This window comes from Mycobacterium spongiae (genome assembly GCF_018278905.1).
In the GTDB taxonomy this organism is placed as follows: domain Bacteria; phylum Actinomycetota; class Actinomycetes; order Mycobacteriales; family Mycobacteriaceae; genus Mycobacterium; species Mycobacterium spongiae.
The window spans coordinates 4,212,241-4,238,668 of the sequence record NZ_CP046600.1 but is presented as its reverse complement, the minus strand read 5'-3'; the positions used below and the strand labels follow the sequence as shown (position 1 = coordinate 4,238,668).

Genomic DNA, 26,428 nt, shown 5'->3' with positions numbered 1-26,428 from the left:
GGACACCCGACGTAGGCTTTCGTCATGGGACGCGACGTCTTCGACGACAAGCTGTTGGCGGTCATCAGCGGGAACTCCATCGGGGTGCTGGCCACCATCAAACGTGACGGGCGCCCGCAATTGTCCAATGTTCAATATCATTTCGACCCGCGCGGATTGGTGTTGCAAGTCTCGATCACCGAACCGCGGGCCAAGACCCGCAACTTGCGGCGCGACCCACGGGCATCGATCCTCGTCGATGCTGACGACGGATGGTCCTACGCGGTTGCTGAGGGGACCGCGGAACTGACGCCTCCCGCGGCGGCGCCCGCTGACGAGACGGTGGAAGCGCTGATCGCCTTGTATCGCAACATCGCCGGTGAGCATCCGGACTGGGACGAATATCGACAGGCCATGGTCACCGATCGTCGCGTGTTGCTGACGCTGCCGATCTCGCATGTATATGGCCTGCCCCCAGGTATGCGCTAGCAACCCGGGTTAGGCTCCGGGTATGGCTGAATCGAAGTCCCCGCAAGAGTCCGAAGCTTCTGGGGAAGAGGACGCGACCAAACGCAAGTTCCGTGAAGCCCTTGACCGCAAGCTGGCCCATTCGTCCGGCGGATCTGATCACAAGGATGGCGGCGGCAAGCAGTCCCGCGCGCATGGTCCCGTTGAGAACCGCCGGGAGTTTCGCCGCAAGAGCGGCTAGCACATCCGAGCCACCCGAGCCATCCGAATCGATGCTCACCGGGCGGTTGTCAAGAACGGTTCTAGACTAGGCGGATGCCGAAACTGCAGCTTGTCCAGGATCCAGCCGCCGACGCGCTGTTGGACTCGAACCCGTTTGCGTTGCTGGTCGGGATGTTGCTCGACCAGCAGGTTCCGATGGAGACCGCCTTCGCCGGGCCCAAGAAGATCGCCGACCGAATGGGTGGATTCGATGCTGGCGAGATCGCCGACCACGACCCGGACAAGTTCGCTGCCCTGTGCTCGGAAAAGCCTGCCATCCATCGCTTTCCCGGATCGATGGCCAAGCGTGTCCAGGCGCTCGCGCGGATCGTTGTGGACCAGTACGACGGGGACGCGGCCGCCGTGTGGTCAGCCGGTGAGCCGGACGGCAAAGAGTTGCTGCGCAGGCTCAAGGCGCTACCCGGTTTCGGCGAGCAGAAGGCCAAGATTTTTCTGGCGCTGCTCGGCAAGCAGTACGGTGTGACGCCGCAGGGCTGGCAAGCGGCGGCTGGGGAGTACGGTCAACCCGGCACGTGTATGTCCGTTGCCGATATCGTCGACGCTCGCACCCTTGGGCAGGTCCGCTCGCACAAGAAGCAGATGAAGGCAGCCAAGGCGAGCGCTCAAAAGTAGGCTCACCAGAGGGGTCATCGTAGGCCCGAGTCGGAAAGGCGGCATCGTGAAGACACACATCACATGTCCGTGCGGCGAAGCCATCGTCGGCAAGGACGAGGACGATTTGGTCGATCTGACCCAAGCCCACCTTGCCAGCGTTCATCCTGGATTGGATTACGACCGCGACGCGATTCTGTTCATGGCGTATTGACGCCCGCCTGCGGCGGCGCGCAAGCCCGGTTCTAGGGCACCACGGTTGATCCGATGGTGGGCATGAACTGGCACTGTCGGTCCTTGGTGGTGACCTGCCCGAAGATCGTTGACATGATGCTGCCCGAACCGGTGTCGGCGATCACTGTCAGCGTGGTCGGTCCCTCCGGGTTGATGTCCGCGCGCGGCGTGAGTGTCGCGCTTCCCGACTTGCCGGTAGTCAGGTTCACCCATGTGACGTTCAATGGCAGCCGCTGTACATCGGCGGGCCCTGGGGTGCCGACGGCAGTGAATACATACGCGGTCTGGCCGGGTCCCGGACCGGGAAGCGGGATTGTGGCGGGGCCCGCTACCGATAGTGCGGTCGCGATGGAGTTGCCGCCATCAGCAAGGCAGTTGGTGCCGATCGAGGGGTAGAGAAAGTCCTGGGTCGGCGGAGCGTCAGGGCCGAAACCCGGCGCAGCCGCGGGTGCCGCGGCGACCTCCGGCGCCGGCGCGGGGGCGGGTTCGGCGACCGGTGCGGGAGTCGCAGCGGCCGCGGGCGCGGGAGCCGGCGCGGCCGGCGCGGCGGCCGTGGCCGCCGCGGGTGCATGTGCGGCGGCCGGTGCGGGCGCCGCATCGGGTGCGTCCGCCGGTCCGGGGGTTGGGGCGGATGCGCCGTGGTGGGTGATCGGCGGGGCAGCTGCCGATGCCTGTGCGGGAGCGGGGCCGGCGGCGTGGGTTGGATCAATGCCGGACGGCAAGTGCGACTGGAAGCCGGGTTCCACACCCAGCGCCGGCACGTGTGGCACCGGGCCGGCATCAGGCAGGGCGACCGCATTCGGCGGCGTAGCCGGGGTCGGCACGGCCAGTGGCGGCGATCCGGGAGGGGGATTGCCTGGCTCGGCCACAAACTGATTCACCGAGGAAGCAACATTCTTGGCTTCGGTGGGTGCGGTCGGATTTTGGACGAACGCCTGCGCCGCCGCCATCAGTAGTTGTGTCGCCTGTGCGGGGTTACCCGCTGCTTGTTGGATTATGGGACTGAGCTGGGCTAACGCTGGCAGGCCAGGTAGCTGTTGGGAGGGGCCGGGCGGCGGCGGGGTCGCCGGGTCGGCTGCCGCGTTCGGACAAAACGTGAACGCGGCAGCCGAGGTGACGACGACGGCGGCCAAACCCTTGAACAGACTCCCGGTGTTTGCCACGATGTTCTCCCGGTTCGTGTAGTGGTCAGCCGGCTACGGATGGCTCAGGGCAGTGCGGACAGCAGCGACGGCGGGCCGGCCGGGCTAGCCGGCGCAGGCGCTCCCGGGACCGGCGGAGTTCCCACAATCGGTGTTGCCGGCATAGCACTCGCTGCCAGCGCGGACAGGTCGCCGGGGAGCGAAATCTGCGATGGCACCTGCAGCGGCAGGTAGGGCAACTGTGGTAGGTCGACCTTCGCCGATGGGACACCCGGGGCTGCGGCCGGAGCCGCTGCCGCCCCTGGCACTGCCCCTGGCGCTGCCCCTGTCGCCGGCGCGGCTATCCCCGGGATCGGAGCGATTGCTCCGGGATTGGCAGGGGTTGCCGCCGGGGCTGCCGGCGCGGTGATTCCGGGGATCGGAGCGGTCAAGCCGGGAATCGACGGGACTGTCGCGGGGACGCCGGCCGGTGCTGCCGGCGCTGCCGGGGTCAGGCCCGGGACGGTAGCAGTGATGCCCGGTGCGGCCGGTGCCGGCGCGATCGGTGGCTTGGCGCCGAGGGCCGTCGCGAGGTTCTGCAGAATCTGGGGCGCGTTGGCGGCCGAACTGATCAACTGCTGCGGAATGCTGGCAGCGGCGGCAGCTGGATCGGGAGCCGGAACGGTAGCGGGAGCAGGAGCCGGCACCGGCGCCGGATCTGCGTGGGCGATACCGCCCGTCAGTAGCGCGGCGGACGAACCGACCAAGACGGCGCCGGCGCGTACATAGGTCCAGATGGTTGGCATGACTCTCCCTGGTTGGTTGGCGACAGGTCCCGGCACGAAGTTAGCGCGGTACAGATGTGACTCAAGTGACACGTGTGGCGGTTATTTGATCGTTACGATTACGAGCGTCGGCGGTGACCGGCTAGCCGGAATCGCTAGAGTCGGGCGGATAGACACCAGGTCAAACGGTCCGGAGGCGCGCGCCTCTCGGCCGCAAGCGATCCCGCTGGACGCCCGGATTACGTACGCGGCGTTGCTGCTGCTCCTCAGTGTGGCTGCGCGACTCATGTGGACCTATCTGGTGCCCAATGGCGCAAACTTTGTCGATTTGCACGTCTACCTGGGAGGCGCGGCGGCCCTGGACCATCCCGGCACGCTGTACAGCTACGTTTACGCGGACCAAACACCGGATTTCCCGTTGCCGTTCACGTACCCGCCGTTTGCGGCTGTCGTCTTCTACCCCTTGCATCTGCTGCCGTTCGGCGTGGTTGCTTTTCTCTGGCAGGTCGGGAGCATGGGCGCGCTGTATGGCGTAGTTCGGATCAGCCAGCGCCTGATGGGTGTTGCCGCGGGCAGCGGTTATGCGGCTGCAATGTTGTGGACGGCGATCGCCATCTGGATCGAGCCACTGCGCAGCAACTTCGACTACGGGCAGATCAATCTGCTGCTGGTGCTGGCGGCGCTGTGGGCGGTCCGCAGCACCCGATGGTGGCTATCGGGGTTGCTGGTCGGTCTGGCGACCGGCGTCAAGTTGACGCCGGCGATTACCGCGATCTATTTCCTCGGCGTCCGGCGCCTGCGTGCCGCCGCATTTTCTGCCGTCGTGTTTATTGCCACGGTGGCGGTGTCGGTACTGGTCGTCGGGAATCAGGCTCGCCATTACTTCACCGACTTGCTGGGTGACGCGCGGCGGGTCGGGCCGATCGCCACCTCGACCAATCAGTCCTGGCGTGGCGCGCTCTCGCGGATTCTTGGCCACGACATGGGTTTTGGCCCACTGGTGGTGGCCGCCCTCGCGGCTACAGCGGTGCTGGCTGTCCTGGCCTGGCGGGCGCTGAGCCCCGATCGCACAGGCTCCGATCAGCTCGGCAGGCTGTTGGTGGTGCAGCTATTCGGGCTGCTGCTGTCGCCGATCTCGTGGACCCATCACTGGGTATGGCTGGTGCCGCTCATGATGTGGTTGCTACAGGGGCCACTGGCCGAGCGTCGCGGCGCCCGGATCTTGGGCTGCGGGTGGTTGGTCCTGACCATCATCGGTGTGCCCTGGTTGCTGAGCTTCGCGCAGCCGACAATCTGGCAGATCAGCCGGCCCTGGTACCTGGCCTGGGCTGGGCTGGTCTACGTGGTGGCAACCCTTGGCACCTTTGGTTGGATTGCCAGCACCAGCAGAACCGCCGCTAGCTCGAGCCGAAGTCGAGCTGGCTAATCCCCGACAATCTCGTCGATATCGTGCGCCATCCCGATATCGTTCTGGGTAATGCCGCCCGCCGAATGCGTGACTAGCATGAAAGTCACTGTCCGCCAACGGATATCAATATCGGGGTGGTGATCCTTAGCTTCCGCGTGATCTGCAACCCGGCGCACAGCGTCGATGCCGGCGAGAAACGTCGGAAACTTGATTTTGCGACGCAGGACACCGTCGGCACGTTCCCAGCCGTTGAGATCAGGCAGTGCGGCGTCTACTTGGTCATCCGTTAACACAGCCATGCGTTCGACGGTATACCGTCACTGCCCATGCCGAACCAGGTCGTCGTTGCCGGCGCCGTCATCCGTGGTTCCACACTGCTGGTGGCGCAGCGGTCGCGGCCACCGGAGCTGGCCGGTCGGTGGGAGCTTCCCGGGGGCAAGGTCGCGCCCGGCGAATCCGAGCGCGGCGCGCTCGTCCGCGAGCTCGCAGAGGAACTGGGCCTGGATGCCAGCGATGTCGCGGTCGGGGACCGACTGGGCGGCGATATTGCATTGAACCGCGCCTTGAACCGCACGACAATACTGCGGGCATATCGCGTGCGACTGATCCGCGGCGAACCGCACGCCCATGACCACAAGGCGCTGCGCTGGGTGACGGCCGCGGAGCTGCCCGACGTCGATTGGGTGCCCGCCGATCGCGGCTGGCTCAATGACCTGGCTCAAGCCCTCTAAGATCACCGTCGTGCCATTCCGCAATGTCGCCATCGTCGCGCACGTCGACCACGGCAAGACCACGCTCGTCGACGCGATGCTGCGCCAGTCCGGCGCCCTGCATGAACGCGGTGAACTGCAGGAACGCGTGATGGACACTGGCGACCTGGAACGCGAGAAGGGCATCACCATCCTCGCCAAGAACACCGCCGTGCATCGCCATGATCCCGACGGCACCGTCACCGTGATCAATGTGATTGACACCCCAGGGCACGCCGACTTCGGCGGCGAGGTGGAACGCGGGCTGTCCATGGTGGACGGGGTGCTGTTGCTGGTCGACGCCTCCGAAGGCCCGTTGCCGCAGACCCGCTTCGTGTTGCGCAAAGCATTGGCCGCGCACCTGCCGGTGATTCTGGTGGTCAACAAGACAGATCGCCCCGACGCGCGCATTGCCGAGGTGGTGGAAGCCAGCCACGACCTGTTGCTCGAAGTCGCCTCCGACCTTGACGATGAGGCGGCCGCGGCCGCGGAGCTAGCACTGGGCCTGCCGACGCTGTACGCGTCCGGTCGAGCCGGGGTGGCGAGCACCACAGCACCGGCCGATGGTCAGGTGCCCGCCGGTGCCAGCCTGGACCCACTATTCGACGTTCTGCTGGAGCACGTACCGCCGCCGACGGGCGACGTGGACGTCCCGCTGCAGGCCCTGGTTACCAATCTCGACGCGTCAACCTTCTTAGGCCGGCTGGCGTTGATCCGCGTGTCCAACGGTCGTATCCGCAAGGGCCAGCAGGTCGCATGGATCCGCGAACTGGACGGGCAAGAAACCATTACCACGGCGAAGATCACCGAGTTGCTGGCCACTGAAGGGGTCGAACGCAAACCGACTGAGGAGGCCATCGCGGGCGATATCGTGGCCGTGGCCGGCCTGCCGGAGATCATGATCGGCGACACGCTGGCAGATCCCGCGACACCCGTGGCACTGCCCAGGATCACCGTGGACGAGCCGGCGATCTCAGTCACGATCGGCACCAACACGTCGCCCCTGGCCGGCAAGGTAGGCGGCCACAAGCTCACCGCCCGCATGGTCCGAAGTCGGCTGGACGCCGAGCTGGTCGGCAACGTGTCCATTCGCGTCGTCGACTTCGGCGCGCCGGACACCTGGGAGGTGCAAGGCCGCGGTGAACTGGCGCTGGCGGTACTGGTCGAGCAGATGCGTCGGGAGGGTTTTGAACTCACCGTGGGCAAGCCGCAGGTAGTGACCAAGACGATCGACGGCACGCTGCACGAGCCGGTTGAGGCTATGACCGTCGACTGCCCTGAGGAGTACGTCGGTGCGGTCACGCAATTGATGGCCGCGCGCAAGGGCCGCATGGTGGAGATGGCCAACCACACCACCGGCTGGGTCCGAATGGATTTCGTCGTTCCCAGTCGCGGATTGATCGGATGGCGCACCGACTTCCTGACCGAGACCCGCGGCACCGGCGTCGGGCACGCGGTGTTCGACGGATACCAGCCGTGGGCGGGAGAGATCCGGGCCCGGTACACCGGATCATTGGTGGCCGACCGATCCGGCACCATCACACCGTTCGCGCTGCTGCAACTCGCTGACCGCGGTCAGTTCTTCGTCGAGCCCGGACAGGACACCTACGCGGGCATGGTCGTCGGGATCAACCCGCGTCCCGAGGATCTCGATATCAATGTCACACGCGAGAAGAAGCTGACCAACATGCGGTCCTCCACGGCCGACGTCATCGAGACGCTGGCCAAGCCGCTCGAACTCGACCTCGAGCGCGCCATGGAGTTTTGCGCGGCGGACGAGTGCGTCGAGGTGACACCCGAGAGTGTGCGGGTGCGCAAGGTCGAGTTGGATGCCACTGCCCGAGCCCGCAGCCGGGCGCGCGCGAAGGCCCGCGGCTAGCGTGGCGCCGCCACGGCCGCGCGACCGCGTATCCGAGGCGGCGCTCGATACCCTGATGGGCATGTCGCGTCGAGCCCGCCGCCTACTCGTGGGATTCGGCGTCCTGGTCTCGCTCGTCGGATTGGTGTCGGGCTGCACAGTCAGCCCGCCACCCGCGCCGCAAAGCACCGACACGCCGCACAACTCGCCGCCGCCTCCACAGCGTCCGATCCAGATCATCATGGGCATCGACTCGATCGGTCCCGGGTTCAACCCCCATCTGCTCTCCGATCTGTCACCGGTGAATGCGGCGATCAGCGCGCTGGTGTTGCCGAGCGCGTTTCGGCCGGTGCCCGATCCCAACACGCCGACCGGTTCCCGCTGGGAGATGGACCCCACCTTGCTGGTGTCTGCGCGGGTGACCCGGGAGAACCCCTTCACAGTGGCCTACAAGATTCGGCCGGAGGCGCAATGGACAGACAACGCGCCGATCGCCGCGGATGACTTCTGGTACCTGTGGCAGCAGATGGTCACCCAGCCAGGGGTCGTCGATCCCGCCGGTTACGACCTGATCACTGGGGTGCAGTCACTCGACGGCGGTAAGCAGGCCGTGGTCACGTTCGCGCAGCCGTACCCGGCGTGGCGCGAGTTGTTCAGCAACATCCTGCCAGCGCATATCGTGAAGGATATTCCGGGCGGCTTCGCAGCCGGGCTGGCTCGGGCGATGCCGGTCACCGGCGGCCAATTCCGGGTGGACAACATCGACCCGCAGCGCGACGAAATCTTGATCGCCCGCAATGATCGCTATTGGGGGCGTCCGGCGAAACCCGCCCTCATTCTCTTCCGCAGGGCGGGTTCGCCGGCCGCGCTGGCCGATTCCATGCGCAACCGTGACACCCAAGTGGCTCAGGTCCATGGTGGCTCAGCGGCATTCGCTCAGTTGTCGGCTATTCCTGACGTGCAGACCGCGCGGATCGTCACACCGCGGGTGATGCAGCTGACGTTGCGCGCGAACGTCGCCAAGCTGGCCGAGCGGCAGGTGCGCAAGGCGATCTTGGGGTTACTCGACGTGGACTTGCTGGCTGCGGTGGGCGCCGGCACCGACAACACCGTCACCTTGGACCAGGCGCAGATCCGGTCGCCGAGTGACCCCGGGTACGTGCCGACCGCGCCCCCAGCGATGGGCACGACGGTCGCGCTGGGCCTTCTGGAGGAGTCAGGATTTCAGGTCGAGAGCAACGCGTCGGTTTCGTCGGCACCGCCTAGCCCGGACTCGACGGCCGCACCGGTGAGCACCGGGCCTCCGAAAGTCATTCGCGGCCGGATCAGCAAGAACGGTAAGCAGCTGGCGCTGGTCATCGGGGTGGCGTCGAACGATCCGACCTCCGTGGCCGTGGCCAATACGGCTGCCGATCAGTTGCGCAACGTCGGCATCGCCGCGACCGTGCTGGCACTGGACCCGGTCGTGCTCTACCGCGACGCGTTACGGGAGAACCGCGTGGATGCCATTGTGGGCTGGCGACAGGCTGGCGGAAATCTCGCTACGTTGCTCGCTTCCCGATACGGCTGCCCCGCCCTGCAGGCGACCGAGGTGCTCACCCCGACGGGTACGCCGACAGCGCTGCCGGACACCACGCTCACGACCCCGGCGCAGCCCCCGGCGGCTCCTCCCGCTCCACCGAAGCCGGGAGCGTTGGTGAAAGCCCCATCGAATCTCACCGGCACCTGTGATCTCAGCATCCAGTCGAATATCGACGCCGCGCTCGATGGCACCAAGGACATCGACGAGGTGATCACCGCGGTCGAACCGCGTCTGTGGAACATGTCGACGGTGCTGCCAATACTGCAGGACACCACAATCGTCGCCGCGGGGCCGAGCGTGCAGAATGTCAGCCTGTCTGGTGCGGTACCGGTCGGTATCGTCGGCGACGCCGGCCGATGGATCAAGACCGGGTCCTAAAGCGCTGGCCTGCGCCTGCCGGCGAGTAGGGTGAGCGTTCATGGCTGATACGCCGCGGCTGTTGTTCGTTCATGCGCACCCCGATGACGAGAGCCTCAGCAACGGCGCCACCATTGCGCACTACACCGCCCGCGGCGCACAGGTCCACGTCGTCACGTGCACGCTCGGTGAAGAGGGCGAAATCATCGGCGAGCGCTGGGCGCAACTCGGTGTCGAGCATGCGAACCAACTGGGCGGTTACCGCATCAGTGAGCTCACATCGGCGTTGCGCGCACTGGGAGTCAGCCAACCCATCTACCTCGGCGGTGCGGGCCGGTGGCGCGATTCTGGGATGGCCGGCACCGCTCCGCGCAGTCAGCGAAGATTCGTTGACGCCGACGAACGGGAGGCCGTGGCTGCGCTGGTTGCGATCATCCGCGAGCTGCGTCCCCATGTCGTCGTGACGTACGACCCCGATGGGGGCTACGGACATCCTGACCATATGCGCGCCCACAGCGTTACCACGGCCGCTGTGGCTGGGGCCCGCAGTGCTGACTACCCCGGCGACCCATGGACGGTGCCGAAGTTCTACTGGACGGTCATTGCACTCAGCGCATTCATTCGTGGGGCGCGGGAACTGGTCCGTGACGATCTGCGACCCGAGTGGGTGCTACCCCCCGAGGAGATCCCGTTCGGATACCCGGACGAAAAGATCAACGCGGCGATCGAGGCCGATGGAGATGCGCGGACTGCCAAGGCCGCAGCACTTGCCTCGCATGCCACCCAGGTCGTCGTCGGTCAGACCGGTCGGGCGTGTGCCCTGTCGAACAACATGGCGATACCGATTCTGGCGCAGGAGCACTACGTTCTTGTGGCCGGCTCCGCCGGTGATCGCGACGATCGGGGCTGGGAAACGGATCTGCTTGCGGGTCTGGGCTTCGCCGGGTACGCGACGTAGGCTGCGAAGCAGGCAGCCGCGGAAGGAACTGGTATGGACCCCGACCTGGACCCCAACCTGCAGCATTGGCAGGACCGACTCGACAGCCTGCAATGGGTACTTGGGTCGATTCTCTCTCAGATCGACAGTGTCCCGACCTGACCGAAAGTCCCGACCTGACCGAAAGTCCCGACCTGACCGAAACCAAATCGCGCGTCGCGTCCGGCCGTGAAATCGAAGCGACGGATCCCGCAATCCGGTTGGTTGTCTTGGCCCTGTTGGCTGTTGACGGGGTCCTCTCTGCGCTAGCCGGCGGTCTGCTGCTACCCATCTACATCGGCTCGACACCATTTCCCATTAGCGCCTTGATCAGTGGATTGGTGAACGCTGCGCTGGTATGGGCGGCAGGGCGATGGACCACGTCGGCGCGGGTCGCGGCGCTGCCGCTATGGATGTGGCTGTTGACGGTGGCGGCGATGAGCTTCGGCGGTCCCGCCGACGATGTCATCCTGGGTGGCCAGGGCCTGCTGGCATACGGGCCCCTGGTTCTCATCCTGCTTGGTGTCGGACCGCCGGCAGTGGTGCTGTGGCGGAGCAGAGCCCATGGCTAGCGGGTGCTAGACGGTTAGGGAACGTTCTGGATCGGTGGGAACGGCGGGAGGAAGCTGAGGATCCAGTTGATCTGGGTGTTGATGAATTGGTTGATTGACGCGGTCGTGGCCGCCCAGAAGTTTTCCAGCCCCTGGGCGAAGGTGATGGTTCCTTCGAGCCAGTCGATCGTGTTGAACAGCGCACTCTGAACCATGGGCTGAAAGAGGTCGTAGAGGAAGATGATCTGGGGACCCAACAGGAAGCCAAAGGGCAGCCAACCCACCGCGTACGAGGCGAGCAGAAACCCGTACTCCACCCACGGCTGGACTGCCAGGTAGAGATTCTCAATGGCCATGCCGATGGATCCGGACGCGGCCAGCGCGTTCGCCATAGGTTGCAGCAACGCGGTGGTGGCGGCCAGACCGCTGGCCCCGCCGGCGGGTTGCAGCGCCAGTGCGCCCGCGCTGGCGGCGGCGCTTTCCGCCGTCGCGGTCCCGCCGAGGAAGGCGTTGTTGACGTTGGCTATTGCGTTTGGCACCAACGCACCAACGCCGCTGCCGATCAATGGGTGCCCGAGCAACTTCTCGGCGGGAGCGTTCACCGCGTTCATCAGAGTCTCTGCGGCATTGGCCTCGGCGGCCGCATACGAGCTCGCGCCGCCTTTAAGGGCTAGCACAAACTGGTCGTGAAACCCCGCCATCTGCGCGCTGAGCTGCTGATATCCGCGTGCATGTGCGGAAAACAGCGCGGCGACCTGCGTCGAGACCTCATCGGCGGCCGCTGCCAGGGGTGCGGTTGTCGGTGCTGCGGCCGCATTGGCGGCATTCAGGTTGGCTCCGATGCCGGCAACGTCCGACGCCGCTGCCGTCAGCGCCTCCGGCACCGCTTGCAAGAACGACATCTCACACCGCTTCCCGCCGCGCAGCCCCGCGACTGCCGCGGTGCTTGCGCCTCTTCCTCCGATTCAAGGGTCTACAAGGGCCTTCAAGGGTCGTCAAGGGTCTTCAAGGCTCTCAAAACGGATGGTATCGCGATCGGTGGTCAGCCGCTTGCAAGTCGGGCCAATCAATGGTGCAGCAACCTCGATCGCGTATCGGCCGTGGTCTGGCGCTACTGTGGCGGGTATGGCACCAAGGTTGTCCTCACGGTTGCCCAGAGTCGGGCACGTCGGGACGCGCGGATGAAATCGGATCGCTGGGAAGTTACACCAACGTGTCATTGACTCCGGACCGGGAGCCCACAGCTCTGCCTAGCCCCATCGTTAGGCCCAAGATCGCTCCGTCAGCGTTGCGACGGGTACTGCGGCGGGCTCGAAACGGTGTCGCGCTAAACATCGATGAGGCCGCTGTTGCGATGGCCGCCCGCGGCGCCGACCTGGCCGACCTGACCGCGAGTGCGGCGCGAGTGCGCGACGCGGGATTGAAGTCGGCCGGACGGCAAGGTCCTCAGGGCCGGTTGCCGATCAGCTATTCGCGCAAAGTGTTCATTCCGGTCACCCATCTGTGCCGCGATACCTGCCACTACTGCACGTTTGTCACTGTGCCGGGCAAGCTACGCGCCCAAGGCGCCGGGATGTACCTGGAGCCCGACGAGATCCTCGACGTGGCCCGTCGCGGGGGTGAACTTGGTTGCAAGGAAGCGCTATTCACCCTGGGCGACCGCCCCGAGCAGCGATGGGCGGAGGCACGCGAGTGGCTGGGCGAACGAGGCTACGATTCGACGCTGTCCTACGTGCGGGCGATGGCGATCCGAGTACTCGAGGAAACCGGTCTGTTGCCGCACTTGAACCCGGGTGTGATGAGCTGGTCGGAGATGGCGCGACTCAAACCGGTGGCGCCCTCGATGGGAATGATGCTCGAGACCACATCGCGAAGACTGTTCGAATCAAAGGGGCTCGCGCATTTCGGCAGCCCGGACAAGGACCCGGCGGTGCGTCTGCGCGTCCTGACTGACGCCGGGCGGTTGTCCATTCCGTTTACTACCGGACTGTTGGTCGGCATCGGTGAAACTCTATACGAACGTGCCGAGACCCTGCACGCGATTCGCAAGTCGCACAAGGAGTTCGGGCACATCCAGGAAGTGATCGTGCAAAACTTCCGGGCCAAGGAACACACGGCGATGGCTAACGTGCCCGACGCCGGGTTCGAGGACTATGTGGCCACCGTCGCGGTGGCGCGTCTGGTGCTCGGGCCGGGGATGCGCATCCAGGCGCCGCCCAACCTTGTGTCTCGTGACGAATGCCTGGCGTTGATTGGCGCCGGTGTCGACGACTGGGGTGGTGTCTCGCCGCTGACCCCCGACCATGTCAATCCTGAGAGGCCCTGGCCCGCATTGGATGAGCTGGCCGCCGTGACGGCGGAGGGCGGCTACGACCTGGTGCAGCGGCTGACGGCCCAGCCGAAGTACGTGCAGGCTGGGGCCGCGTGGATCGATCCGCGGGTGCGCGGACACGTTGTGGCGCTGGCTGATCCGGCAACTGGCTTTGCCCGCGACATCAATCCGGTGGGCATGCCCTGGCAGGAGCCCGACGACGTGGAGTCCTCGGGGCGAGTGGATCTCAACGCGGCGATCGACACCCAAGGTCGCAATACCGAGGCTCGTAGCGACCTGGACAGCGCCTTCGGTGATTGGGAGTCGATCCGGGCGCATGTGCACGAACTGGCTGCGCGAGCGCCTGAGCGTATTGACACCGATGTGCTCGCCGCGCTGCGGTCGGTTGAGCGGGCTCCGGGCGGCTGTGCCGACAAGGAGTATCTGGCGTTGGCTACCGCCGCCGGCCCCGCATTGGAAGCCGTTGTTGCACTGGCTGATTCGTTGCGTGCCGATGCCGTGGGAGACGACGTGACCTACGTGGTCAACCGAAATATCAACTTCACCAATATCTGCTATACCGGGTGCCGATTCTGCGCGTTCGCCCAGCGCAAAGGAGACGCGGACGCCTACTCACTGTCGGTTACCGAGGTCGCCGACCGAGCCTGGGAGGCTCATGTCGCCGGCGCCACCGAAGTGTGCATGCAGGGCGGCATTGACCCAGAGCTCCCGGTCACCGGCTACGCCGATCTCGTCCGCGCCGTTAAAGCGCGGGTGCCGTCGATCCATGTTCACGCGTTTTCCCCGATGGAGATCGCCAACGGTGTCACCAAGAGCGGGCTGAGCATTCGCGAGTGGCTGATCAGTCTGCGCGAGGCCGGGCTAGGCAGTATTCCCGGCACAGCCGCCGAAATACTGGACGACGAGGTGCGCTGGGTGCTCACCAAGGGCAAGCTACCGACGTCGCTGTGGATCGAGATCGTGACGACCGCCCACGAGGTGGGCTTGCCGTCCTCGTCAACGATGATGTACGGACATGTCGACAGCCCACGGCACTGGGTCGCGCACCTCAACGTGCTCCGTGATATCCAGGACCGTACCGGTGGCTTCACCGAGTTCGTGCCGTTGCCGTTCGTGCACCAGAATTCGCCGCTGTATCTGGCGGGCGCGGCACGGCCCGGGCCCACACATCGCGATAACAGGGCTGTGCACGCGCTGGCGCGGATCATGTTGCATGGCCGCATCTCCCATATACAGACCAGTTGGGTGAAGCTGGGTATCGAGCGCACTCGGGTGATGCTCAACGGCGGTGCCGACGACCTCGGCGGAACACTGATGGAGGAGACCATTTCGCGCATGGCAGGTTCCGAACACGGATCGTCCAAGACAGTTGCCGAACTGGCCGCGATCGCCGAGGGGATCGGGCGGCCCGCTCGGCAGCGCACCACTACCTATGCGCCACTTGCGGTCCCGGAGTGTCTGGGCTGAGGACACCTCGGTCTTAGAGGTTTCCCGTTTCCCCTGTGCGCGGGGTGTTCGGCCGGGCGGCCATCGGCAGCCGACTGTCGTCGGCAACGCGCCACCAGGCTGGGCGAGGTCCCAATGCGGTCAGCAGGTCCAGTTGACTACGACACCACGGTGACAGTGGCGTGATGTGTCCGGCGCTGGCTTCGGAGACGAACTGTTCCCAGGGGACCCAGCGGACCGCGTCAACCTCGTCGGAGTTCGGCCGCGGTTGTTGGTCGCTGTGCACTCTGTACACCGGGCAGATCTCGTTTTCTACGATGCCGTCGGCCATGGTGGCTCGGTAGCGGAACTCCGGCAGGATCAGATCCACCCGATCGACACGCAACCTGAGTTCATCGGCCAGCCGACGTCGTATAGCGTCGGGCAACGATTCACCAGGCAGGGGGTGTCCGCAACAACTGTTGGTCCACACGCCTGGCCAGGTTCGTTTCGCGGCGGCCCGCTGGGTGATCAGCACGCGATCCTCGGCATCGAACACGTAGCTGGAAAAGGCTAGGTGCAGTGGGGTATCAGAAGTATGAACGGTGGCCTTGTCGGCTACACCTACGGCGCCGCCGCGTTCATCGAGCAAGACAACCTGCTCGACAGAGATCGATCGGTCGCGTGGTTGGACGCTGTCGGTCACCAAGTCGTCCTTGCGGTGATGGAGGCGGCCAACACGAGCGGACCGCCACGTGCGGGCTGTGGCTCAATGTTCTCACAGTTGACCGTGCAGTTCAGGCTAGGCGACCCGGCGAGCGAGCGCGTGAGCGATGTGCACCAGGTGGTCCCTGAGTCCCGGAGCGAATTGCAGCCGTGATGCCGCGATGCGCTCGGTGCACTGGTCGATCATTGAGCGGACTGCGCCAACGGCTCCGGTGTCGTGGAAGATTGCGGCCAGCATGGGTCCGGCGGTGCCGTCGACATCGTTGCCGAGGCACCGCTCGATAATCGAACGTTGGTGCCGATCTGCTCGGCGGAGCGCCTGGCGAACGAGCTCGGTGTGCTTGCCGGCTCGGATGTTGCTGAATAATGGCTTGCCGCTGAGCGCGGAATCGCCGACAACAGACAAGAGGTCGTCGGCCAGCTGATAGCTGAGTCCCAGCGCCAGGCCGACGCCAGTGAGCTGGTGCAGCGACGCCTCGTCGGTCTGGCCCGCGCAGATGGCGCCCGAGACTAGCGGGAGAACTGTGCTGGAACTGGCGGTCTTGCGTTCGGCCCTGACCACGGTATCGGTGGTATCGACATCGAGGAGTTCGGCATAAGTATCCGCGAATTCGCCAAGCACACTGGTCTCCAAGGCGAGGGCGAACTGTTTGGTGATCGCGGCCATGAGGCGGGGACTGATCGTCATCTCGGTCACAGCAGTGAACGCAGCGCCGACCGCCAAGTCGCCAGCCAGTACGCTGCGCGCAGTGACATGCCGTTGAGCGGTGTGCGCCGGCCGCGCGTTGATCAGTGGATCCTGTCTGGCTCGAGCCAGCATGTTCGGGCGCCCATGACGGATGTCCTCATCGTCGATGAGATCGTTGTGGGCGCAAAGACCTACGTGCAGGAACTGCAACGCGATCGCCAGAGTGGTGATGTCGTCGTAGTCGGTTCCCCCGCAGCCCGCATAACTGGCGGCCGCCAGAAGCGGGCGAACGTACTCGCCGCCATCGAGGGTCGCGACGTCGCAGACGAACGCGCCTTCGGTGCCGCAGCCGATGGCCGCCCCGTATCGTCGCGCGATGGCGATCCAGCGTGCGGCCAACTCGTCCGACATCGCCGCCGCGACTTCGGTTGCGAAACGCGTGACGCGCCGGGCATCGACATCGCCGTTTCCCGGAGATGTGGTTCTGGCGTTCGTCGTCGTGTCAGTCATTCTTGTCTCGATGTAGCCTACGGACTTGGCCGGCGTTGGCCTGTTTGGCTTTTGATCGGCAAGAATGGATCGCGAGCAAGGCCGAAATAGCAAGTGCTACTGCAGTATTGGCAATCATCCTCGTCGGGTCAAGCCGAAAGAAGGAACCGAGAACCGTTGTCGACTTGTTTGCCAACTCGTCATCTCACTGTGAGGCTCTCGGGTGTCCTGGATGTCGCGGCCGCAGACAACCGGAGTCGGCATGGACGGCCAGTCCTCATCAGCGGCTGTCTAGCTGTAATCCCTAGTGAACCAACGTAGTAATGAAAAAGTCGATAGCCCAAGCATGCCCAGAGCCGTCGCAGGATTACCGCCAGCAAGGGTGGCTCGCACTCCGTGCTACCCCTGCGAGTGAGATTTGCCGACGTGTCCCAGGCCGCTGTCGTAGTCGCAACGGTGCGAGGCCCGGTGGGTGCTGGGGCAGCGCACAGGCCGCGCTGCTCTCGCGACAACGGGATGGAGCTCTCCGATCGCCGAGTTCTTCGGCGACTGCAGCACTGACGATGCGCTGATGTCCACCGCCAGCACCCCGCTTCGCTGGTGGCGCGTGACCAGGCGGAAATACGGCGTGATTATGGACTGCGGCTTCGCTCGGCCAGGTGTGAAGAAATCGAATCTTGGTAATCCCAGAATCGTCCGGTGCGACGCGGCTTCGTCGTCGCCTGGCCGCGATCGGCAGGTGCCGCCGATGCGTCCTCACACGACGGGCCACACTCGCTATGCCGGCACGCCGAAATCTGACCAGGAAGATAACAATAGTTTCGACTCATTTCTCGACGTATTTCACCAGCGTCACACCGCGGTAGGCTTCTGCTGCGCATCCGTGTCGCCGCAGGCTCGGCCCGGAAGCGTAGCGGCGCCGGGAATTTCGTGCAACGGAGCATCTGATCGCATTTGCGAATACCCGGGGGGCTACGGTAGGTAATAGGAGCATCACGCCGATGCCTTTACGGCGCTGTATTGGACATTTTAGTAGCCCAAGACTTTTCCACTGCGGCCGGGGTGGGGTGCAGGCATATCGTCCCGCAAAACTGAGAACAATGTTTCTCTGATTATATTTGTCCATAGCCAATGGTCCGGGCAAAAAGATCTTTAGAAGCGCTCTTTATCGGCCTTCACATGCGGTTTCGTTGAATAAGCTTTATTGAGGACCGCTGTTCGCTTGGCTGTCCCGGCCCTGTGCCGCACCTTAGAAGTTACTGTGTAAAAGATTATAGACCGCTGTGATGGGGCGACGTTGTCGACGAATGCGAGCACGCGCTATTCGGAGCCTTATTGCTTCGGCGGCAGCCGCCGTCATGGCGAAACAGCCAGATCTTGCCGTTCGAATATTCGAATGATCAAGAAAATCTCCCAGTGTCTTGCTATTGAGGAAAATTGACGGTCAAAATAGTGCTCGAACACTTTTCGTCGATATCACGGTCGTATCACTGCGGCCGGAGGAGTGAGATATGTCCTTTGTGATCGCGAATGCGCAGATGGTGGCCGCGGCGGCGACGGAGTTGGAGGCGTTGCGATCACAGCTGAGCATTGCCAATGCGGTGGCGGCGACTCGGACGGCGGGGTTGGCGGCGATGGGCATCGACGAGGTGTCGGCGGCCATCGTGGCATGGTTCGATGCGCACGCAGGGGAGTATCAAGCCGTCAGCGCCCAAGTGGCGGCGTTTCATGCCCGGTTTGCGCAGACGTTGGCCGCAAGTGCGCAGGCGTATGCGCTAGTCGATGCGACGAACGCATCGCCATTGCAGAGCGCGGCGCGAGCGGCGCAAGGAATGATCAATGCGGTCATCGGCGGCGCCGGGGGTCCGTCGGCGGGCAATGTCGAACTGTCTGGGGTAGCGGCTGTGGAGAGCGTCAACGGTGCCAATTCCGCTCAGCTGGTTGAGGGCACGAGCGGCGGGCAGATCGCCAGCGGCGCGGCGGCTAATCCGGGACTCGTTAGCTCAGCCAGCACCGCGAGTGGCGGCACGGGTGGCGGTGGTGACGGGGTGGTGTATGGGAGGTTCTCGCCGTATGTCGATATTACGTTGTGGCCGTCGAATGAGGGGTTTGACTTTGCTGCGGTGGCGCAGGCGGGGGTCGATGATGTCACGCTGGCCTTTATCACTGCTACTCCTGGGGGCGAGGCGGCGTGGGGTGGCTATCCGGAGTACGACGTCAGCGGTGGCAGTCATAGTTGGTTTATTGATAATCAGCTTGCCAACATGGATAGCGCGGGCATCAACGGGACCATTTCCTTTGGTGGGGCGGCTGGTACGGATCTGGCTGTGTATGCCGCGGCGAACGATGTCAGTCCTGCTGAGCTTGCGCTGCAGTATCAGCAGGTGATGACGACCTATGAGATCTATGACATCGATTTCGATGTTGAGGGGGCGATGCAGTCCAATGTGGCGGCCCTAGAGGCGCAGTCGCAGGCGATTGTTCTTGCTCAGCAGTGGGGGGACGCTAACGGTACTCCGGTGACGGTGTCGTATACCCTTCCGGTGTTGCCGACGGGTCTGACGGTTGATGGGTTGCGGGTTGTTGAGATTGCGCAGAGTAATGGTGTTGTGATTGAGCGGGTCAACATCATGACGATGGACTATTTCGATCCGACGTATGCGCCGTATGACATGGGGGCCTTGGCGATTGATGCGGCGCAGGCCACTCATGGGCAGTTGATGGGGTTGTATCCGTCGCTGAGCAGTGAGCAGGTGTGGGCGATGCTGGGGGTGACGCCGATGATCGGAGTCAATGACAATCCGAGTGAGGTTTTTACCCTGGACGATGCTGTGCAGCTGGCGGCGTTCGCTGATCAGAACAATATTGGTGAGTTGTCGATGTGGCAGCTTCCTCGCGATATGCAGGGTGTGTTGGGTGTTGCCAACAACGAGGGCAGTGGAATCGTGCAGCAGGCTTGGGATTTCACCGAGATTTTCGATGACTTCGCCGAAGACGCCGCCGCCGAACAGGCCGACGCAACCGGTGATGGGGGTACCGGTGACGGGGGTACCGGTGATGGGGGTGCCGGTGATGGGGGCGCTGGTGATGGGGGTACCGGTGATGGTGGCGCTGGTGATGGGGGGACGGGTGATGGTGGCGCTGGTGATAGCGCGGTGGCCGCGACGTATGCGGTGACGTCGCAATGGGATAACGGCTTCGTGGCTGATTTCACGATCTCGAATGCCGGTGAGACCGCGGTGACTGGTTGGCAGGTGGAATTCGATTTGGCCGCAGGCCAATCCATCACCAATCTGTGGAGTGGTCAGCTCGCCCAGGATGGTACGCACTACACGATCACCCCGGAGTCTTGGACGCAAACGATTCAGCCGGGCGAGTCGGTCGTGGTTGGCTTCCAAGCCCTGCTCACCGGCGCCTACTCGGAACCGACGAACGTCCTGGTCAACGGACAGTCAACCGGCGGCAGCACCGGGACCGGTGGCGGCACCGGGACTGGCGGCGGCACCGGGACTGGCGGCGGCACCGGGACTGGCGGCAGTGGCGGCAGCGGCGGCGGGACCGGCACGGGTGACGGGGTGGTGTATGGGAGGTTCTCGCCGTATGTCGATATTACGTTGTGGCCGTCGAATGAGGGGTTTGACTTTGCTGCGGTGGCGCAGGCGGGGGTCGATGATGTCACGCTGGCCTTTATCACTGCTACTCCTGGGGGCGAGGCGGCGTGGGGTGGCTATCCGGAGTACGACGTCAGCGGTGGCAGTCATAGTTGGTTTATTGATAATCAGCTTGCCAACATGGATAGCGCGGGCATCAACGGGACCATTTCCTTTGGTGGGGCGGCTGGTACGGATCTGGCTGTGTATGCCGCGGCGAACGATGTCAGTCCTGCTGAGCTTGCGCTGCAGTATCAGCAGGTGATGACGACCTATGAGATCTATGACATCGATTTCGATGTTGAGGGGGCGATGCAGTCCAATGTGGCGGCCCTAGAGGCGCAGTCGCAGGCGATTGTTCTTGCTCAGCAGTGGGGGGACGCTAACGGTACTCCGGTGACGGTGTCGTATACCCTTCCGGTGTTGCCGACGGGTCTGACGGTTGATGGGTTGCGGGTTGTTGAGATTGCGCAGAGTAATGGTGTTGTGATTGAGCGGGTCAACATCATGACGATGGACTATTTCGATCCGACGTATGCGCCGTATGACATGGGGGCCTTGGCGATTGATGCGGCGCAGGCCACTCATGGGCAGTTGATGGGGTTGTATCCGTCGCTGAGCAGTGAGCAGGTGTGGGCGATGCTGGGGGTGACGCCGATGATCGGAGTCAATGACAATCCGAGTGAGGTTTTTACCCTGGACGATGCTGTGCAGCTGGCGGCGTTCGCTGATCAGAACAATATTGGTGAGTTGTCGATGTGGCAGCTTCCTCGCGATATGCAGGGTGTGTTGGGTGTTGCCAACAACGAGGGCAGTGGAATCGTGCAGCAGGCTTGGGATTTCACCGAGATTTTCGATGACTTCGCCGAAGACGCCGCCGCCGAACAGGCCGACGCAACCGGTGATGGCGGCACGGGTGATGGTGGCACGGGTGACGGCGGTACCGGTGACGGTGGCACGGGTGATGGTGGCGCTGGGGATGGGGGTACCGGTGATGGTGGCGCTGGGGATGGGGGTACCGGTGATGGTGGCGCTGGTGATGGGGGGACGGGTGATGGTGGCGCTGGTGATAGCGCGGTGGCCGCGACGTATGCGGTGACGTCGCAATGGGATAACGGCTTCGTGGCTGATTTCACGATCTCGAATGCCGGTGAGACCGCGGTGACTGGTTGGCAGGTGGAATTCGATTTGGCCGCAGGCCAATCCATCACCAATCTGTGGAGTGGTCAGCTCGCCCAGGATGGTACGCACTACACGATCACCCCGGAGTCTTGGACGCAAACGATTCAGCCGGGCGAGTCGGTCGTGGTTGGCTTCCAAGCCCTGCTCACCGGCGCCTACTCGGAACCGACGAACGTCCTGGTCAACGGACAGTCAACCGGCGGCGGCACCGGGACTGGCGGCAGTGGCGGCAGCGGCGGCGGGACCGGCACGGGTGACGGGGTGGTGTATGGGAGGTTCTCGCCGTATGTCGATATTACGTTGTGGCCGTCGAATGAGGGGTTTGACTTTGCTGCGGTGGCGCAGGCGGGGGTCGATGATGTCACGCTGGCCTTTATCACTGCTACTCCTGGGGGCGAGGCGGCGTGGGGTGGCTATCCGGAGTACGACGTCAGCGGTGGCAGTCATAGTTGGTTTATTGATAATCAGCTTGCCAACATGGATAGCGCGGGCATCAACGGGACCATTTCCTTTGGTGGGGCGGCTGGTACGGATCTGGCTGTGTATGCCGCGGCGAACGATGTCAGTCCTGCTGAGCTTGCGCTGCAGTATCAGCAGGTGATGACGACCTATGAGATCTATGACATCGATTTCGATGTTGAGGGGGCGATGCAGTCCAATGTGGCGGCCCTAGAGGCGCAGTCGCAGGCGATTGTTCTTGCTCAGCAGTGGGGGGACGCTAACGGTACTCCGGTGACGGTGTCGTATACCCTTCCGGTGTTGCCGACGGGTCTGACGGTTGATGGGTTGCGGGTTGTTGAGATTGCGCAGAGTAATGGTGTTGTGATTGAGCGGGTCAACATCATGACGATGGACTATTTCGATCCGACGTATGCGCCGTATGACATGGGGGCCTTGGCGATTGATGCGGCGCAGGCCACTCATGGGCAGTTGATGGGGTTGTATCCGTCGCTGAGCAGTGAGCAGGTGTGGGCGATGCTGGGGGTGACGCCGATGATCGGAGTCAATGACAATCCGAGTGAGGTTTTTACCCTGGACGATGCTGTGCAGCTGGCGGCGTTCGCTGATCAGAACAATATTGGTGAGTTGTCGATGTGGCAGCTTCCTCGCGATATGCAGGGTGTGTTGGGTGTTGCCAACAACGAGGGCAGTGGAATCGCGCAGCAGGCTTGGGATTTCACCGAGATTTTCGATGACTTCGCCGAAGACGCCGCCGCCGAACAGGCCGCATCGGACTAACAGCCCAGCGGGAGGGCAGGCAGCTGGCGGTCAGCTCAGTAGCTATTGCAGGAGCCGGCGACCGCCGCGACGAGTCCCACGTATCCCGAGGCCCCAGGTATGGCCTGCAGTTGCGCCGCCATCGCCGCGCGCTGCGGCGGCGGCGCGGCGAGGAAATTGCGCAGATAGTTTTGCGCCACCGGTGAGGCGTTGAACTCCGCGGCGGCTCCTGGATCTTGAGCGTTGAGCGCAGCTACCACCTGCCCGTAGTTGCAGGTGGTGTTAATCACCGCGTCATACGGATCTGCGGATGCCACACCGGACCCGACGGTTAACGCTAAGGCCACGCCGCCAGCAGCGGCGGCCAGACTGGTCAATGACAGCCTCATTTGCGGACACCTTCCCTAATGCACCGTCAACAAGAAGACGACGACATTTGCCCAACGGTTGCCGTCTGTGATCGAGATTACCAGGCTCCGCGGGCTTGCTTGTCTCAACACTTTATCGGACGATTCCACGCTGCCATAACTTTTTGCAGGTCAGCGGCACAATCGACGACGTTGTCGGGTGCGGCGAGGTGAGCTCAAAGCTGGGCCGCAAGCTCGGTGCCTTGCTTGATTGCGCGCTTGGCGTCCAGTTCTTCGGCGACTGCCGCGCCACCGATAATGTGCGGGTCGACGCCGTTGCGGCGCAATTCGGTCTCCAGGTCGCGCACCGGTTCCTGTCCGGCGCAGATGACCACGTTGTCCACCGCCAGCACCTGTGGTCGCTGTCGGTCCGGGCCGAAGCTGATGTGCAGGCCGTCGTCGCTGATCCGCTCGTAATTGACTCCCGACAGCTGATGAACGCCTTTGGCCTTCACCGCTGCCCGGTGTACCCACCCGGTGGTCTTGCCGAGCCGCTTGCCCTGCCGGCCCTTGGTGCGCTGTAACAAGTACACCTCACGAGCGGGCGGCGCAGGCAGGGGTGTCGTCAAAGCTCCAGGGGCTTCTTGCGGATCGGCGACGCCCCACTCGGCTTTCCATTCTTTGAGGCCTTGGGGTTCACCGGTGGGTGAGGAGTCGGTGACCAGGAGTTCGGTGACGTCGAATCCGATGCCTCCGGCGCCCACGACGGCCACGGTCTTGCCGACCGGCTTGGCGCCGGTGATCGCCTCGGCGTAGGTCAGCACCTTGGGGTGATCAATGCCCGGTATCTCCGGAATGCGGGGCGCCACGCCGGTGGCCAACACGACTTCGTCGTAGCCGGTCAACTCGTCGGCCGACACTCGGGCGCCTAGCCGGACCCCGACGCCGTGGCGGGCCAGCATCGTCGAGAAGTACCTGATGGTCTCGCTGAATTCTTCTTTGCCAGGGATCCGGCGGGCCATGTCGAACTGGCCGCCGATGAACTCGTTGGCCTCGAACAGCGTGACGTCGTGACCTCGTTTGGCGGCGTTGACCGCGGTGGCCAGCCCCGCCGGACCGGCCCCGACGACCGCGACCGAGCGCGCGCGCCGCGTCGGCGACAGCAGCAATGTGGTCTCGTGACCGGCCCGTGGATTGAGCAGACACGACACTGTTTTTCGAGCGAATGCGTGATCAAGGCAGGCTTGGTTGCAGGAGATGCACGTGTTGATTTCGTCGGCCCGGTCGGATTGCGCTTTGAGCACCCACTCGGGGTCGCTCAGCATTGGCCGGGCCATCGATATCAGGCGCACCTGGGTTTCGGCGAGGACTTGTTCGGCGGCCTGTGGCATGTTGATCCGGTTTGATGCCACCACCGGGATGCGGACGTGTTCGGCGACGGCGCTGCTGATGTCGACGAACGCGCTGTTGGGCACCGAGGTGACGATTGTCGGCACGCGGGCCTCATGCCAGCCGAAGCCGGAGTTGATGATGGTTGCGCCCGCCGCTTCCACGTCGGTTGCCAGCGAGACGATTTCCTGCCACGTCTGGCCGTCCTCGACGTAGTCGGCCATCGACATCCGGTAGCAGATGATGAAGTCCGATCCCACGGCGGCGCGGGTGCGTCGCACGATCTCGACGGGGAGCCTGCGGCGGTTGGCCGGTGCGCCGCCCCAAGCGTCGGTGCGCTTGTTGGTGCGCGTCGCCAGGAACTGATTGAGCAGATACCCTTCACTGCCCATGATTTCGACTCCGTCGTAGCCGGCTTCACGAGCCAGCTGCGCGCAGCGGACGAAATCGTTGATGGTGGATTCGACCCCGCGTGATGAGAGTGCTCGCGGCCGAAACGGGTTGATCGGCGCCTTGATCGACGATGCGCTCACCGAAAGCGGGTGGTAGGCATAGCGTCCGGCATGCAGGATCTGCAGCAGGATCTTGCCGCCATTGTCATGCACCGCCGCCGTAATGCGGCGGTGCCGCCGCGCCTGGGCCGTGGTGACCAGTTCCGAGGCGAAGGGCAGCAGCCAACCGGTTCGGTTGGGCGCGTAGCCACCCGTGATGATCAGCCCGACGCCGCCGCGAGCGCGTTCGGCGAAGTATTCGGCAAGCCGATCGGTGTGGCGGGCTCGGTCCTCCAGCCCAGTGTGCATGGAACCCATGACCACCCTGTTGCGCAGCGTGGTGAAGCCGAGGTCCAACGGGGACAGCAAGTTTGGGTACGGACTTGTATGTGGTTTGTGGCTCTTCTCGGGCCGAGTCATGGTTTCTCCTGTAGTGCGTCACAGACCTCGTCGAGCCAGTCGATCGCGTTTTCTTCGGCTCGGATGCCGCCGCGCAGCACGAGGTATTGATGGAGTGCGGCGCCCTGAAGCACCGATGGATTAGGAAATGTGCGCTTCTCGATACCGCGATATACGTCCAGCGATTCGATCCGCTCGGCGCGCAGCGCGGTGACTTGGGCACGCAGCGCTGCGATGTCTCCATAGATCGCACCGCGCAGTTTGACGGCGATGTCGCGGGTGCTGGAGTCGGTGAGGGCGCTGCCCCGGCCGGGCCTGGTGGTGCTGAGGGGCTCGGCGATCCAGCGGGCCAATTCGGCGCGGCCGTTCTCGGAAACCGTATAGACCTTCTTGTCCGGCCTGCCACGCTGGACGACGGTTTTTCCGTGCACCCAGCCGTCGCTCTCCATCCTGCGTAATGTCCGATAGATCTGTTGGTGGGTGGCGGTCCAGAAGTGGCCAATGGACCGGTCGAATCGGTGCGCCAGCTCGTAGCCGGAGCCGGCCTTTTCGGACAGCGACACCAGGATCGCGTGGGTCAACGGCACCCGGGAAGCATAGGGGCGGCCGGCGTTGCTATGCAACTGGGTGCATAGCGTTGGGTGCGCCGGCGAGCGTACCAATTGACCGGTGTGTATGTGCTACGTCTAGTATCAGTAACTGAACGCCTCGCCACTTTGGCTACGACGAGGGGACCTCGAAGGATCCCTGGCGAGGTGAACAGCAGCCCACACTGAGCAGTACCCAGAGGACACGTTGAGGAGCCGTCCGTGACGTACACGATCGCCGAACCTTGCGTCGACATCAAAGACAAGGCATGCATTGAGGAGTGCCCGGTCGACTGCATATACGAGGGTGCCCGGATGCTCTACATCCACCCCGACGAGTGCGTCGACTGTGGCGCGTGCGAGCCGGTGTGCCCCGTCGAGGCGATCTACTACGAAGACGACGTGCCCGAACAGTGGAGCCAGTACACCCAGATCAACGCCGACTTCTTCGACGAGCTGGGATCGCCTGGAGGTGCGGCCAAGGTCGGGATGACCGAGCACGACCCGCAAGTGGTGAAGGACTTGCCGCCGCAGGGCGAAGGCGACTGAGCGGGCCGGTGAACG

Annotated in this window: 22 protein-coding genes; 13 read left to right on the top strand and 9 right to left on the bottom strand. The window is 64.1% G+C overall.

Features of this window, described 5'->3' with window-relative positions:
* Positions 1 to 24: 24 nt before the first annotated feature.
* From F6B93_RS17180 to F6B93_RS17165, 4 genes are all read left to right on the top strand, one after another.
* A complete protein-coding gene (locus tag F6B93_RS17180) occupies positions 25 to 468 on the top strand; it encodes a PPOX class F420-dependent oxidoreductase (RefSeq protein ID WP_211696155.1) in 444 nt (147 codons plus the stop codon).
* Positions 469 to 490: 22 nt separating this feature from the next.
* A complete protein-coding gene (locus F6B93_RS17175) occupies positions 491 to 688 on the top strand; it encodes a DUF5302 domain-containing protein (RefSeq protein WP_211696154.1) in 198 nt (65 codons plus the stop codon).
* 74 nt (positions 689 to 762) lie between these two features.
* The gene (locus F6B93_RS17170) at positions 763 to 1,341 is read left to right on the top strand and encodes an HhH-GPD-type base excision DNA repair protein (protein ID WP_211696153.1); all 579 of its coding nucleotides are present in this window, start codon (positions 763 to 765) and stop codon (positions 1,339 to 1,341) included.
* Between the two features lie 46 nt (positions 1,342 to 1,387).
* Positions 1,388 to 1,534 carry a DUF1059 domain-containing protein gene (locus F6B93_RS17165; protein WP_211696152.1) on the top strand — a complete coding sequence of 49 codons (147 nt, stop codon included), beginning with the start codon at positions 1,388 to 1,390 and terminating at the stop codon, positions 1,532 to 1,534.
* Positions 1,535 to 1,565: 31 nt separating this feature from the next.
* Here the strand turns inward: F6B93_RS17165 and F6B93_RS17160 are convergent, their stop codons facing one another.
* Both F6B93_RS17160 and F6B93_RS17155 read right to left on the bottom strand, forming a co-directional pair.
* Positions 1,566 to 2,717 carry an Rv1157c family protein gene (locus F6B93_RS17160; protein ID WP_211696151.1) on the bottom strand — a complete coding sequence of 384 codons (1,152 nt, stop codon included), beginning with the start codon at positions 2,715 to 2,717 and terminating at the stop codon, positions 1,566 to 1,568.
* A 44-nt stretch (positions 2,718 to 2,761) separates the two neighbouring features.
* On the bottom strand, positions 2,762 to 3,481 hold the full coding sequence (locus tag F6B93_RS17155; RefSeq protein WP_211696150.1) for a hypothetical protein: 720 nt from the start codon (positions 3,479 to 3,481) through the stop codon (positions 2,762 to 2,764).
* Between the two features lie 85 nt (positions 3,482 to 3,566).
* Here F6B93_RS17155 and F6B93_RS17150 point away from each other — a divergent pair, with 85 nt between their 5' ends.
* Positions 3,567 to 4,886, top strand: coding sequence for a mannosyltransferase (locus F6B93_RS17150; protein WP_246540819.1), 1,320 nt, complete (start codon positions 3,567 to 3,569; stop codon positions 4,884 to 4,886).
* On the opposite strand, the gene F6B93_RS17145 is transcribed toward F6B93_RS17150, so the two are convergent.
* The gene (locus F6B93_RS17145) at positions 4,883 to 5,167 is read right to left on the bottom strand and encodes a 4a-hydroxytetrahydrobiopterin dehydratase (protein ID WP_211696148.1); all 285 of its coding nucleotides are present in this window, start codon (positions 5,165 to 5,167) and stop codon (positions 4,883 to 4,885) included. The genes F6B93_RS17150 and F6B93_RS17145 overlap by 4 nt on opposite strands.
* A 27-nt stretch (positions 5,168 to 5,194) precedes the next feature.
* Between F6B93_RS17145 and F6B93_RS17140 the strand changes: the two genes are divergently transcribed.
* The 5 genes from F6B93_RS17140 (at position 5,195) to F6B93_RS17120 (ending at position 10,962) form a co-directional block, all read left to right on the top strand.
* Positions 5,195 to 5,599, top strand: a complete 405-nt coding sequence (locus tag F6B93_RS17140; RefSeq protein WP_211696147.1) for a (deoxy)nucleoside triphosphate pyrophosphohydrolase — start codon at positions 5,195 to 5,197, stop codon at positions 5,597 to 5,599.
* Positions 5,600 to 5,609: 10 nt separating this feature from the next.
* Positions 5,610 to 7,496, top strand: a complete 1,887-nt coding sequence (typA, locus tag F6B93_RS17135; protein ID WP_211699566.1) for a translational GTPase TypA — start codon at positions 5,610 to 5,612, stop codon at positions 7,494 to 7,496.
* Positions 7,497 to 7,551: 55 nt separating this feature from the next.
* On the top strand, positions 7,552 to 9,435 hold the full coding sequence (locus F6B93_RS17130; RefSeq protein WP_211699565.1) for an ABC transporter family substrate-binding protein: 1,884 nt from the start codon (positions 7,552 to 7,554) through the stop codon (positions 9,433 to 9,435).
* Positions 9,436 to 9,475: 40 nt separating this feature from the next.
* Entirely contained in the window at positions 9,476 to 10,372 is an 897-nt protein-coding gene (mshB, locus tag F6B93_RS17125; RefSeq protein ID WP_211696146.1) for an N-acetyl-1-D-myo-inositol-2-amino-2-deoxy-alpha-D-glucopyranoside deacetylase, read from the top strand.
* Between the two features lie 92 nt (positions 10,373 to 10,464).
* The gene (locus F6B93_RS17120; RefSeq protein WP_246540818.1) at positions 10,465 to 10,962 is read left to right on the top strand and encodes a hypothetical protein; all 498 of its coding nucleotides are present in this window, start codon (positions 10,465 to 10,467) and stop codon (positions 10,960 to 10,962) included.
* Positions 10,963 to 10,976: 14 nt separating this feature from the next.
* Here the strand turns inward: F6B93_RS17120 and F6B93_RS23450 are convergent, their stop codons facing one another.
* A complete protein-coding gene (locus tag F6B93_RS23450; RefSeq protein WP_211696145.1) occupies positions 10,977 to 11,843 on the bottom strand; it encodes a PE family protein in 867 nt (288 codons plus the stop codon).
* A gap of 311 nt (positions 11,844 to 12,154) precedes the next feature.
* On the opposite strand from F6B93_RS23450, the gene F6B93_RS17110 reads away from it, so the two are divergent.
* A complete protein-coding gene (locus tag F6B93_RS17110; protein WP_211696144.1) occupies positions 12,155 to 14,740 on the top strand; it encodes a bifunctional FO biosynthesis protein CofGH in 2,586 nt (861 codons plus the stop codon).
* A 13-nt stretch (positions 14,741 to 14,753) separates the two neighbouring features.
* On the opposite strand, the gene idi is transcribed toward F6B93_RS17110, so the two are convergent.
* Positions 14,754 to 15,371, bottom strand: coding sequence for an isopentenyl-diphosphate Delta-isomerase (gene idi, locus F6B93_RS17105; RefSeq protein ID WP_211699563.1), 618 nt, complete (start codon positions 15,369 to 15,371; stop codon positions 14,754 to 14,756).
* Between the two features lie 129 nt (positions 15,372 to 15,500).
* A complete protein-coding gene (locus F6B93_RS17100; protein ID WP_211696143.1) occupies positions 15,501 to 16,622 on the bottom strand; it encodes a polyprenyl synthetase family protein in 1,122 nt (373 codons plus the stop codon).
* Positions 16,623 to 18,112: 1,490 nt separating this feature from the next.
* On the opposite strand from F6B93_RS17100, the gene F6B93_RS17095 reads away from it, so the two are divergent.
* Entirely contained in the window at positions 18,113 to 22,672 is a 4,560-nt protein-coding gene (locus F6B93_RS17095) for a cellulose binding domain-containing protein (RefSeq protein ID WP_211696142.1), read from the top strand.
* A gap of 35 nt (positions 22,673 to 22,707) precedes the next feature.
* Here the strand turns inward: F6B93_RS17095 and F6B93_RS17090 are convergent, their stop codons facing one another.
* The 3 genes from F6B93_RS17090 to F6B93_RS17080 form a co-directional block, all read right to left on the bottom strand.
* Positions 22,708 to 23,040 (bottom strand): hemophore-related protein, encoded by a 333-nt coding sequence (locus tag F6B93_RS17090; protein WP_211696141.1) that lies wholly within the window; start codon positions 23,038 to 23,040, stop codon positions 22,708 to 22,710.
* A gap of 194 nt (positions 23,041 to 23,234) precedes the next feature.
* Positions 23,235 to 25,298, bottom strand: coding sequence for an NADPH-dependent 2,4-dienoyl-CoA reductase (locus tag F6B93_RS17085; RefSeq protein WP_211696140.1), 2,064 nt, complete (start codon positions 25,296 to 25,298; stop codon positions 23,235 to 23,237).
* Positions 25,295 to 25,864: a PadR family transcriptional regulator gene (locus tag F6B93_RS17080; protein WP_211696139.1), complete on the bottom strand. Its 570-nt coding sequence runs from the start codon at positions 25,862 to 25,864 to the stop codon at positions 25,295 to 25,297. The genes F6B93_RS17085 and F6B93_RS17080 overlap by 4 nt, the downstream gene beginning before the upstream one ends.
* A gap of 222 nt (positions 25,865 to 26,086) precedes the next feature.
* Between F6B93_RS17080 and fdxA the strand changes: the two genes are divergently transcribed.
* Complete coding sequence (gene fdxA / locus F6B93_RS17075; protein WP_211696138.1) at positions 26,087 to 26,413, top strand: ferredoxin; 327 nt, start codon at positions 26,087 to 26,089, stop codon at positions 26,411 to 26,413.
* The last annotated feature ends 15 nt before the right edge of the window (positions 26,414 to 26,428 follow it).